The organism is Rhodocaloribacter litoris, from assembly GCF_011682235.2.
GTDB lineage: Bacteria > Bacteroidota > Rhodothermia > Rhodothermales > ISCAR-4553 > Rhodocaloribacter > Rhodocaloribacter litoris.
The window spans coordinates 1,447,774-1,459,033 of record NZ_CP076718.1; the positions used below are offsets into that span (position 1 = coordinate 1,447,774).

Annotated in this window: 7 protein-coding genes; 2 read left to right on the forward strand and 5 right to left on the reverse strand. The window is 68.5% G+C overall.

The window, feature by feature from the left end:
• Nucleotides 1-3: 3 nt before the first annotated feature.
• The 3 genes from GQ464_RS05990 to GQ464_RS06000 form a co-directional block, all read right to left on the reverse strand.
• Nucleotides 4-1,071, reverse strand: coding sequence for an MlaD family protein (locus GQ464_RS05990; RefSeq protein ID WP_166977980.1), 1,068 nt, complete (start codon nucleotides 1,069-1,071; stop codon nucleotides 4-6).
• Nucleotides 1,072-1,274: 203 nt separating this feature from the next.
• Complete coding sequence (locus GQ464_RS05995; RefSeq protein ID WP_166977982.1) at nucleotides 1,275-2,066, reverse strand: ABC transporter ATP-binding protein; 792 nt, start codon at nucleotides 2,064-2,066, stop codon at nucleotides 1,275-1,277.
• A 5-nt stretch (nucleotides 2,067-2,071) separates the two neighbouring features.
• Nucleotides 2,072-2,866, reverse strand: a complete 795-nt coding sequence (locus GQ464_RS06000) for an MlaE family ABC transporter permease (protein WP_166977984.1) — start codon at nucleotides 2,864-2,866, stop codon at nucleotides 2,072-2,074.
• A gap of 202 nt (nucleotides 2,867-3,068) precedes the next feature.
• Here GQ464_RS06000 and GQ464_RS06005 point away from each other — a divergent pair, with 202 nt between their 5' ends.
• Nucleotides 3,069-4,004, forward strand: a complete 936-nt coding sequence (locus tag GQ464_RS06005; protein WP_228350654.1) for a calcium/sodium antiporter — start codon at nucleotides 3,069-3,071, stop codon at nucleotides 4,002-4,004.
• Between the two features lie 123 nt (nucleotides 4,005-4,127).
• Complete coding sequence (locus tag GQ464_RS06010; RefSeq protein WP_228350655.1) at nucleotides 4,128-4,613, forward strand: hypothetical protein; 486 nt, start codon at nucleotides 4,128-4,130, stop codon at nucleotides 4,611-4,613.
• Between the two features lie 66 nt (nucleotides 4,614-4,679).
• On the opposite strand, the gene GQ464_RS06015 is transcribed toward GQ464_RS06010, so the two are convergent.
• Together GQ464_RS06015 and GQ464_RS06020 are read right to left on the reverse strand one after the other, a co-directional pair.
• On the reverse strand, nucleotides 4,680-5,879 hold the full coding sequence (locus GQ464_RS06015; protein WP_228350656.1) for a PP2C family protein-serine/threonine phosphatase: 1,200 nt from the start codon (nucleotides 5,877-5,879) through the stop codon (nucleotides 4,680-4,682).
• Nucleotides 5,880-5,977: 98 nt separating this feature from the next.
• Complete coding sequence (locus GQ464_RS06020) at nucleotides 5,978-11,191, reverse strand: translocation/assembly module TamB (RefSeq protein ID WP_166977988.1); 5,214 nt, start codon at nucleotides 11,189-11,191, stop codon at nucleotides 5,978-5,980.
• Nucleotides 11,192-11,260 lie beyond the last annotated feature (69 nt).

An 11,260-nucleotide genomic window follows, 5' to 3' on the forward strand; every position in this document is an offset into this window, starting at 1 on the left:
GCGCTATTCGTTCGACGTGGACTTTCCGTTCGTTCCGGCGGCTGCTTCCAGCTCGGCGGCGAGGGCCCGCAGGCGCTGTTCCCATTCGAAGAGCGCACGCTCTTTCTCCTGCAACTTCTTGTACGTCTCGGCCAGGGCCCGCTCGCGCACTTCGAAGGGGGCCAGTTCCATGTGTCCCCGTTCCTCGAAATACCGTTTGAAGAGCCAGTTGTGCTTGCCGGCCTCCATCAGCTCGGCGAACCGGAACGCGCCCAGCGCACCCCAGTTGGTCATGTTTTCCGCGTTGTGCATGACCACCCGCAGGTCGCCGGCGATGGCCTGCAGCGAGTCGGCCGTGGCCAGCAGGCTGTTGTAGACGGCCGGGTCGTTGAGCATGCGGGCCAGGGTGCCCTCGCCCCGGTCCACCTTGTCGAGGATCTCCTGCACCCCCCGGGTGGCCTCGCCGGCCAGTCCCACGAGGGCCTCGGCGTTGTCCGCCAGGTTGTTCAGCACCCGGCGCGTCTCGTCGGTGGTGGCGACGAAGGCATCATAGAGGGAAGGGTCGTAGATGAACTTGCCCAGCGATCCTTCGCCGGCCTGCACGTCCCGCATGATCTGCTCGAAGGCGAGCGCCGCCTGTTCGAAGCGCTGCACCGAGGCCAGGGCCTTGTCTGTGATTTCGAACAGGTCGAACGGATCGACGCCGGGAATATAGTCGCCCTCGCCGGCCGGCTCGCCCACCACGGGCGACGGCACCAGCACCACGATCTGATTGCCCACGAGCCCGTCGCTCTTGATCTGCGCCTGGGTGTTCTTCCGCACCAGGTGCCGCGCCTTTTCCGAGATGGCCATCGTGACGACGATCTTCTCCCCGGGCGCTTCCGGCAACTGCACGCTTTCGACACGCCCGACGTTGACCCCCTGGTACTGCACCGAGGCCCCCGCCACCAGCCCGGCCACGCGCGTAAACTGGGCCCGCACGTAGAAGGTATCGCTGAAGAGAAACGTGCGGTTGGCCAGCGCAAAGAGCGCGAGCATGAACAGCAGGGCACCTGCCAGCACCAGCAACCCCACCCGTGCCTGACGTGACATGTCTTGAGCCTCGCTTCTGGATGATACCGGTTTCGCCCGGCCATGCCGGGCAGGCCCGTCGACTGACGTGTTTCGCGCCCCGCCGGGAGGCCCGGTTCACGTCATACGCGACCGGCGCGCCCCCCTCGATCAACGTTCCACCCTCCGTATACCGCCGCCCCGAACGATTTGTTTTCCGGGCGGGCGCTCCGGGACCGGGGCGTTCAGCCTCCGAAGAAGTTGCGCAGCTCCGGGTGGTCGCTCCGGCGCAACTCTTCCAGCGTGCCGCTGGCGATGAAGGTTCCGTCGAAGAGGAAGTGGGCCCGGTCGGTGATGATCTCGGCACACAGCAGGTCGTGCGTGATGGCCACGCCGGTGATCCCGCGTTCGTCGCGCAGGCGCACGATCAGTTCCGAAACGGTGCGCACGGAGACGGGGTCGAGCCCGGTGGTGGGTTCGTCGTAGAGCAGGATGCGGGGTTCGAGGATGATGGCCCGTGCCAGCCCGATCCGCTTCTTCTGCCCGCCGGAGAGCTCGGCCGGATAGCTGGCAGCCTTCTCGCGCAGGTTCACCCAGTCGAGCGTTTCCTCGATGCGCTCGCGTCGCTCGGCACGACTGAGGCGGGTATGCCGTTCGAGGATGAAGTCCATGTTTTCGTAGACCGTCATCGAGTCGAAAAGGGCCCCGCTCTGAAAGAGGTAGCCGATCGAGAGGCGCAGCGCATCGAGCGCGTCGCCGGTGAGCCGGTCGACGCGCCGGCCATCGACCCACACCTCTCCCCGGTCGGGCCTGAGCAGTTGTACGATGTGCTTGATCAGCACACTCTTGCCCGAACCCGAGCCCCCCATGACGACGGCGTTCGTTCCCCGCTCGACCGCCAGCGAAACCCCCTTGAGTACCTCGTTCTTCCCGAACGACTTGTGGAGGTCCCGCAGTTCGATGACCACGTGCGGCGGCGGCGCTCCGTCCTCCGGCACGGCCGCCCCGGTCGCGGTATGTTCCGACGGGTCGTACATGGGCTTCAGACCGTACCGAAGAGGGTGATCGAAATCCGGACGATGACGACATCGGCCAGAAAAATCAGCAGCGACGAGGCCACGACGGCCTGCATCGTGGCCTGCCCCACCTCGCGCGTTCCGCCGCGCACGTGGTATCCGAGGAAGCAGCTCACGATCCCCACGATGAACCCGAAGACGCTCGTCTTCAGGGTGTCGACGACCAGATCGGAGAAGCGCAGCGCGGAGAAGGCCGTGTTGAAGAAGATGCGGTAGTCCATGTCGGCGGCCAGCACCGATTCCAGATAACCGCCCAGCAGCGCGACCGTATCCGTCCACACGGTCAGCACCGGAAACATGAGCACGCAGGCCAGCACGCGCGTGATGACCAGGTAGTGAAACGGCTTCAGGGCCGCCACCTCCAGGGCATCGATCTGTTCGGTAACGCGCATCGAGCCGATCTCGGCGCCGATGCCCGCGCCGAGGCGCCCGGCCAGCACGAGCGAGGTGATCACCGGACCGATCTCTTTGACCACCGAGAGCGCCAGCATGCTCGGCAGCATGGCTTCGGCCCCGAAGCGGGCCATCGTACCCCGGCTCTGCATCGAGAGCACGATGCCGATGGCCAGCCCCGTCACCGCCGTCAGCAAGAAGCTCTTCGTCCCCACCTCGTCCATCTGGTTGAGCAACTCGCGCCATTCGTAGGGCGGGCGCCAGAAGCGCTTGAAAAACTCGACCGTGAAGAGCACCAGCGCACCCGCTCGCTCGGCAAATTCGGTGAGCAGCCCGTTCTCGGCGGAGGCAAGGTCTCGCAAAGCCATAGGCCCGAACGCAGATGGATGAATTTTTCCCGATCCCACAGGCCCCGGAAAAAGAGACGGAACGCCGGCCGCCCCCCTTCGATTGAAGGGTTTCCGCGTCCACGAGGCTCGCATGAGACGCAACCCTTTTCCCTCCTGCTAAAATAGCACCCGCTTCCTTGCAATCAAACCCCGGGGCCGGTGCGCCCCGGCCGTGGCCTCCATGCTGCTGACCCTGCTTACCCTCCTGGGCGGCCTGATCCTGCTCGTGCTCGGTGCCGAAGGGCTGGTGCGCGGCAGCGTCGGCCTGGCGCTGCGCCTGGGGCTTTCCGCCCTGGTCATCGGCCTGACGGTGGTGGCTTTCGGGACCAGCAGCCCGGAACTCGTCGTCAGCGTGCGGGCCGCCATGGCGGGCGAAAGCGCCCTGGCCCTGGGCAACATCGTCGGTTCCAACATTGCCAACATCGCCCTGATCCTGGGGCTCTCGGCCCTCATTCGCCCGATCCAGGTTCAGCTGCAGGTGATCCGGCGCGAGATCCCCGTCATGATCGCCGTGACGCTGCTGCTGGGCGCCCTCCTGCTCGACGGGGTCATCGGGCGGCTCGACGGCCTGGTGCTGGTGCTGGGCATCGTCGCCTACACCGGCGTGGCCTACCGGCTGGCCCGGCGTGAAGCAGCCGCAACGGCCTTCGACGAGGCCATCGCGCCGGCGGCCCGGCCTCTCTGGGCGAGCGTGACGCTGGTCCTGGCCGGACTGGGCGGCCTGCTCCTCGGGGCGCAGCTCCTCGTCCGGGGCGCCGTCACGCTTGCCGAGGCCCTGGGCATCAGCCGGGCCGTCATCGGGCTGACGGTGGTGGCCGTCGGCACGAGCCTGCCGGAGCTGGCCACCTCGGTCGTAGCCGCCTTCAAAAGAGAAGGAGACGTGTCGATCGGCAACGTCGTCGGGTCGAACATCTTCAACATCCTGTGCATCCTCGGCGTGGCGGCGCTCGTCCACCCCGTCGAGGCCGGTGCGTTGCGTACGACCGACTTCCTCGTGATGCTGGCGCTCAGCGTGCTCGTGCTCCCGCTGATGCATACCGGCTTCCGCCTCAACCGCTGGGAAGGCGCGCTCCTGCTCGCCGGCTACGTCGCCTATCTGACCACGATGTGGCCCTGACCCGCCGGGGGACAAAAAATTTTTTCGCGCCCCGGCGCGGCGGGAACCCGTTCATTTTTCGCGGGTTGCCCGGACACTTTTCTCTTTTCTCCCCTCCCCTTCACCCTCATCTCGAACGCAGCCATGTACGAACAAGAAGAACGCACCGGCGGAAACGAGTTCTGGGACCTGAATCTCCGCACGGCACCGACGGTCTCCCGGGACAAATGGGTGCACCACGCACGGACGAAGATGCTGCGGGGCTATGCGCTCATCGTGAGCGAGAACCGGCACACGGCCAACTTTTTCATGCCGGGCAAGGGCTATGAGGCCTGCCCCTACCACGTGGCCCGCAAGATGATCCGCGAGGGCCTCGTCGTCGAGGGGGGGCGGCACACGCTGGGCACGCTCTATCTGCTGGCACCGCACGCGGCCGAGGTGCTGGCACCGCCCCGGCCGGACGAAGACGAGATCGAAGAAACGTCCGCCTCGGCCGGTGAGTTCGACATGCTGCTCGACGAGGCCCTGCGCACGACCGACCTCACCGACGAGGACGAAGACGAGGACGAGCCGCTCGACGAGCTGGACGAGGAACCCCTCGACGACGAAACGGAGACGGACACGTTCTGAGAGAAGGCCCGGCGTCACCCCGCATCTTCCTGTCTTCCGGTCCGGGTTGCTCTCGCCGGGTCGTCCTCAGCCGGCGGCCTCCCGGCGCTTGACCACCACCACGGTGGCGTCGTCCGCCCAGGCCCCGTGATGCCCGTAGGCGAAGACCTCCTCGAAGATGGCGTCGACGAGTTCCTGCGCGCTCAGGTGCTGATGTTGCAGGACGAAGGACCGGAGCCCGCGAATCTCATACATCTCGTGCCGCCGGTTACGTCGTTCGATGATGCCGTCCGAGTAGAGCACCAGGGTTGCGCCGGGTTCGAGGTAGGCATAGGCCCGGTAGATCGTCGGGTCCCGCAGGGGGCCGATGACGGTGCCGGTGGCTTCCAGCTGTCGCACCTGGTCGCCGTGCACCAGCAGGGGCGGCGGATGCCCGCAGTTGACGTAGAGCAGGTTGCCGTTCCGCTCGACCTCGCCGTAGAACAGGGAGATGAAGCGCGTCGAGAAGGTGCTCCGGTGGATGACCTGGTTCAGCTTTTTGATGGTGTAGACGATCTTGCGCTGGTCTTCGAGCCCCATGCGCAGGCCCGTCACCACGTCGCGCACGAGCAGGGCGGCCGGCAGCCCGTGCCCGCTGGCGTCGCCGATGCTGACGCCCACCATCTCGTCGCTGAGCCGGATGAAGTCGTAGAGGTCGCCTCCGACGCGCTCGGCCGGCTGGGAGCGCCCGGCAAAGGCATACCCCTCCATCTCGGGGGCCGAGAGCGGGAGCAGGCTCTGCTGGATCTGGGCCGCCTTCTCAAGGTCGCTTTGCATGGCACCGGAGGCCAGCTTGAAGTTCAGCGCCGCGCGCACGGCGTTCATGCACAGCTGGATCTCCTCGTGTGTCCACGCCGGCAACAGGTCGTAGACGAAGAGCCACCGTTTGCCCGAACGCGACGGCCCGGCCGTCACCACGAACGCCACCGGAACGGCGGCACGGCCTTCAGGCACCAGCTTGCCGGGCGCCGAGGTGTCGAAAAGGTAGCTCCCATGGCGCAGGACCAGCTCGACGGCCGGATCGTCCAGGGCCAGCTCGCGGGTAAACGATCCGCCGTTGTTGGATGCCCGCAGCAGGAAGACCCCGTCGTGCTCCTCGTAGAGTCGTCCGTTGTGGAAGTGCAACATCTGCCCGAGACTGGCCTCCAGTGCACCGAGCACGGAGGGCAAGAGCTCCGCGTCGTGCGCCGCATCCCCGATGTGCGCCAGCAGGGCATCCATCCTGCGATAAAAGCTTTTCGGATCCATGTGATGGGGTGATGGTGTGTGGGTGGGTGGTCCCGCCTCCGGTATTCCGGCCCGGAAGCCGCCCCCGGGCCGGGAACGGAGCGCCGTCCGGCTGCCCCCTAATAGGCATACTCCCATTTGAGGTTGACGCGTATGACGGCGCCGCGCCGCAGCAGCCGGATCAGGAGCCGGTCGATCACTTCGTATTCCAGCGTCACCTGGGTGGGCACTTCTTCGCCGAAGGCAGTACCACTCTGCCGGAAGGCGATGGGCTGGCTGATGGCGACGTAGAGGCGGGGAGAGACGTACTTGCCGGCCGTCAGGGTGGCCCCTTCGAGCCCGTTCTGTTCGATCTCGATCACGTCGAGCCCGAGGCCGGTGCCGGCCAGGTTCTCGATCAGGCCGGCGATCTGGCCGAGTGCCAGCCCGGCCGCCGGGTCCAGCAGCGATGAGCCGCCGCCGCCGGACCGCCCCAGTTGCAGGGCCTCCCCGGCCGGCCGCCCGAAAGCCAGATAGGAGACGATGTCGGCGAACTCCATCTGGGGATCCGAGCCCAGCGTCACGTCCAGCTCGTCGAGCCGTCCTTCCACCGACAACGTGATCGTGACCTCATTGGCGCTGCTGCCCCGGGCCCGCACCACGTACTGCGCCTCGATGTCCATGATCGGGTCGGTGGCCGGCCCGTTGAAGGTGAGCGTGCCCTGCTGGATGTCGAACCGCTTGCCGAACTGGATGATGCGGCTGCGCTCGGGGATGACGGCAATCGTCCCGAAGACGAGCGGATCGCCGTAGGGCTGTTTCTGCACCTCCAGGTTGCCCGTGAACTGCACGTCCATCGTGGGGTTCTTCTTGGACCGCAGCCACGTGTCGCGTTCCATACGCACGCGCAGGTTGGTGATCGTGAGCGCCTCGTAGAAGTCGAACGTGGTGGTGTCGGCTTCGGTGAGCCGCAGGCCGAAGCGCCGTTCGAGGGTCTGCAGGTCCTCTTCGGCCAGGCGAACCGTTTCGAAGTCCTCGCTGGTGACCTCCTCGGTCAGGAAGATGTCGGCGCTGACGAGTTCGACGTCGCCGCTGAGGACGGGGCTGCGCGTGGTGCCCTGCAGGACCAGGTCGGCGGCGGCGCGGGCGCGATAGGCCCGCGAGTCGATGGCGAGGAAGTTTTCGGCGCTGAGGCTGAGGTCGAACGCCCCGAGGGTCAGCTGGGAAAAGTCGATCGTGCCGTGCCCGATCAGGGTGCCGCCGCCGGAGTGGGCTTCCACATGATGGACGAGGATCTGGTTTCCCTGCAGTTCCGCCTCCAGGGCGATGCCGGAATAGACGAGGCTGCTGCGGGGTCGTCCCAGCAGGGGCAGCCCGAGGCGCCCGTCGCGGACGAAGGCGGTGCCGGCGAAGACGGGTTCCTCGAAGGTGCCTTCGACCCGGACGTCGGCGGTGAGGCGCCCCTCCAGCACATCGACCAGCTCGCGGTCCATGAAGGGCATGAGCCAGTTGAGGGCGAAGTCGTCCGTCACCAGGGTCAGGTCGACGCGGCGGTCCGCGGCGGTCTCGCCGGTCCGGCCGGCGGCCAGGCGCAGGTCCATCGGCAGGGAGCCGCCCAGGGTGAGGGCGCTGCCGTGCTCGTCGGTCAGGCGGGCTTCGAGGGCCAGGCGCAGTTGTTCGTAATGCAGGGTGGCGGTCATGTCGCCGACGGCCTCGCCGGAGAGGGTCAGGTCGAAGTCGAGCGAGCCGTCGGCCACCGGGTCTGCGGGTGTTCCTTCGAGCACGAGCCATCCGTCGAGGCGGCCGCCGAGCCCCTGGTAGCCCAGCAGGTCTGCCACGGCGCCGAGCCGGAAGCGCTCGATCGTCAGGATGAGGCTCTGCGTCCCGTTCAGGTCGATCTCGCCATCGAGTGCGATCTGCTGCGTAATGTCGCCGTCACCGGCTTCGCGGGCATACAGGAGCAGGTTGCGGATGCGGTAGCGTCCCTCGCCGTAGTCGAGTGTGGCGGGCTGCTGGAGCCGCCACCGGTCCCGGTCGAACCGGAAGTAGAGGGTGTCGAGGGTGAGGCGGCTCTGCCCCGGCACCAGGTCGATCGAGCCCCCGATGAAGCCGTCCCGTCGCCGGTCGAGCCGCGTGTTGACCTCGAAGTCGAGGGCCTCGGGCCGGTACGTCGCCTGGATCCGGGTCTGCTCGACGGCCAGGGTGGGCAGGGAGAAAAAGTCGATGCCGGAGCGCAATTCGGCCCGGGCCAGACGCCGGTTGCGGTCGAACTCGCCCAGCAGGCGTGCCTCCAGCCCGGCGACCCGCACGTCGTTGTAGACGAAGCCGCTGAGTGTGAGCCGGGTATCGAAGCGCAGCGTGCCGGGCCGCCCCGCCAGGCGTCCTTCGAGGCGCCCGCTGCCCAGCAGCAGCCGCTGCACCCCGACGAGCGGCTGGAGCGGGTAGGCCGCCACGAGGTCGGCGGCGAAGACAAAGTCGGAGGCGTGCACGCCGGCCGTATCGAAGAGGGCCACGGGGCCGTAGCCGTGCAGCGTGCCGACGTTGGACTGGAGCACGAGCGTGTCGACCCGGGCGAGGCCCTCGTGGAGGGTGAAGCGGGTATAGGCCGAGTCCAGCACCACCTCGTGATACCGGCTCGGGCCGAGGGCGAGCCGGCCGTCGAGGCGCATCGTGGCCGGGTCGAGCCCTTCCCCTTCGACCTCGAAGGCGAGGTTGAGCCCGGCCCGGAGCGTGTCGAGGCCAGCGAGGCGCCCGAGGTCGAGGCGTTGCGCCCGGCCCCGCGCCGTGAAGGTGGGGCGCTCGCCGGAAAAGCGCCCGGCGGCGTCGAGCCGGACGTCCCCGCCGGCCACCTCGAAGCGGGCCGTGAGACGGGCCTGCCCGCCGTCGACTTCCGCTTCCAGGGTTCCGCCCGGCAGGTCAGCCGCATTGATGCGCGAGGCGTCCAGGTCGAGCCGGGCTGCGAGGTGCATCGTGGCCGGGTCGAGCCCCCGCCCTTCGAGGGTGAAGCGGCCATTGAGGTCGGTGCGGGCGCCTTCCCGGCCCAGAAAGGCGCCGGCGTCGAGCCCGGCGAAGGCGCCCGTTCGAACGACGTAGACGGGCGTGCCGGTGAGGTCGCGGGCCGTGCCGGCAACCTCGGCATAGCCTTCCGGAAGGTCGAGTGCCAGGCGATAGGCGAGGGTGTCGGCGGACCAGACCGCCTGCAGGGTAGCGCTGCGGAGGTGCTGTGCGTTGATGCGCGAGGCGTCCAGGTCGAGCCGGGCTGCGAGGTGCATCGTGGCCGGGTCGAGCCCGCGCCCTTCGAGGGTGAGGCGGCCGTTGAGGTCCGTCTCGAAGTCCGGCCTCCGGGCCAGCGCACGAAGATCGACGTGCCGGAAGGCGACCTCGTCGAGGGTGAAGGTCGGGGTGGCGGCGAAGGGCCGCATGTGGCCGTCGAGTGTCACCGTGCCGCCCCGCAGGCGGGCCTCCGCCGCGAGGCGCAGCACCCCCTGCCGGAGGGAGGCACGCGCCTCCCCTTCTTCCAGCGCATAGACGCCGTAGGAGGTGTTCCGGAGGCGGGCCTCGGCCTGGAGATCGAGCGTGGCGGGGCTGGCGCCGCGTCCTGCCAGGGTGAACGTCCCGCTGAGGGTGCTGCGGGTGGTGTCGCCGTCCTGCGTAACGACCGGGTATCCGTCCGGCCCGGCAAGGAAGGCCAGGTAGTCGAGGTTCTCGACGCGACCCCGCTGTACCTCGTAGGCCGGCGTGTCGCCCAGGCGGAGCCGCCCGGCGACGTCGAGGGAGCCCTCGGCCGTAGCAAGGTGGGTTTCGAAGGTGGCCGTGCCGGCGAGGAGCCGGGCCGTGAGGCGCCCCTGTTCGATCCGGGCGGCGCCCACGGTGGAGGGATCGAGTACGAGCCGGGCGGTCAGGTCGGCGGTCCGGGGGTCGAGCCCGCGCCCGGTGAGCCGGAGCGTGCCGCCGAGGGTGCCCGTGCGGGTCGAGTCGCCGGTGAAGCGCCGGAGGTCGAGCCCGTGCACGGCGGCCGTGAGGTCGTAGGCTGGCACGTCGTCGAACGGGCGCAGGGTGCCGCGCACGGTGAAGCCCGTGCCGCGCACCCCGGAATCCAGCACGAGGCGGGCCTGACCGTCGTCGAACGTGGTTTCGAGCGTGGCGCGGTCGATCCGCTCGCCCGCCAGGCGGGTGTCGGAGACCGTGGCGCGGAGCATACCGGCCAGCCGGTCGAGGGCCGGGCCGTGCAGGTCTGCGTGCACCTCGCCCTGCAGGAGGGCTTCGACGTCCGGTCCGGCATACCGGCTGAGGTCGAGCCCGCGTACCTGCGCGTTCACCTGGTAGCGCAGCGAGTCGGCCAGGCGGGGGGTGAGCCGCCCGTCGAGCCGGATCGTCCCGCCGTCGGAAGTCTGCACGGCAACGCTGAGGGTCGTCAGGTCGAAGGTTCCCCCCGCCCGCACCGCGCCGGTCATGGTGAGCCGGGGGTCCAGGGTGGGGACGAAAAGGGCAACGTCGCCCAGATGCAGGGGGTCGGCGGCCAGCGTGAAGTCGAGGCTGTCGGGTCCGGGGGGGGCGCCGAACCGGGGCAACACCCCGCGGGCCGTGAGGCGGCTCCGGTCCGAGACAAGTTCGAGCCCCCGGAGCTCCAGGCGATGCAGGCCAAGCTGTGCGCCAAGCCGCAGCGTAACGGGGGTGTTCAGGCCTGGCGGGACGAACACGCCCGAGAGGGTGTCCAGGCTACCCATGATGGCACCGGCCACCCGGAGGCTGTCCATCCGCACGTCCAGCCCGCCGAGCACGAAGAGCGAATCCCGTCCGGGTGCGTAGAACCGTGCCCGTGCCTGCCCGCCCCGCAGGTGAAGCCGATCGATGATCACCGAGAACGCCGGGGTCGCCGTATCCGGCGCCGTCGTGTCAGCCGGCAACACGTTGAGGAGGTTCCAGGACGCATCCTCCTGCTGTGCCATCGACACGGCCGGGTTCACCACCTCGATCCGCTCGAAATGGAGCGTCTTGCGGAAAACAGGCCAGAGCCTGTAGTGCGCCGTCACGGTGTCGACGTGGACCAGCCGGAGCGTGTCGCCCTGAACCAGTTCGACGTCGTAGAGCGTCAGGCGGGAGATCAGGTTGCCCTGCACACGCCCGACCTCGACGTGCGCCCCTTCGAACAGGCTGAGGCGGTCCAGCACGAAACGCACCATCCGGGTGGCGCCCCACTCCGTCTGAAAGAGAAGCAGCACAAGCGCGAGCAGACCGAGCACCCCGCCCAGCCCCCATCCCACCCCGCGCACCAGCCACCGGACCACACCCGGGCGGGGAGGCGGGCCGGGGTCGGGCACCTCGGGCGAAGGCAGGGAGCGGGAACGATTCATGCGACGGGGACCGGGCCGGTTATACGCCATCGTGGATGCTTCAAAGCTACAGCAGCCGGTTCAGTTTCC

What these genes read in the sequence shown, in the direction of transcription:
- GQ464_RS05990 (WP_166977980.1), bottom strand. Translation starts at nt 1,071, where the DNA reads ATGTCACGTCAGGCACGGGTGGGGTTGCTGGTGCTGGCAGGTGCCCTG.
- GQ464_RS05995 (WP_166977982.1), bottom strand. Translation starts at nt 2,066, where the DNA reads ATGTACGACCCGTCGGAACATACCGCGACCGGGGCGGCCGTGCCGGAG.
- GQ464_RS06000 (WP_166977984.1), bottom strand. Translation starts at nt 2,866, where the DNA reads ATGGCTTTGCGAGACCTTGCCTCCGCCGAGAACGGGCTGCTCACCGAA.
- GQ464_RS06005 (WP_228350654.1), top strand. Translation starts at nt 3,069, where the DNA reads ATGCTGCTGACCCTGCTTACCCTCCTGGGCGGCCTGATCCTGCTCGTG.
- GQ464_RS06010 (WP_228350655.1), top strand. Translation starts at nt 4,128, where the DNA reads ATGTACGAACAAGAAGAACGCACCGGCGGAAACGAGTTCTGGGACCTG.
- GQ464_RS06015 (WP_228350656.1), bottom strand. Translation starts at nt 5,879, where the DNA reads ATGGATCCGAAAAGCTTTTATCGCAGGATGGATGCCCTGCTGGCGCAC.
- GQ464_RS06020 (WP_166977988.1), bottom strand. Translation starts at nt 11,191, where the DNA reads ATGAATCGTTCCCGCTCCCTGCCTTCGCCCGAGGTGCCCGACCCCGGC.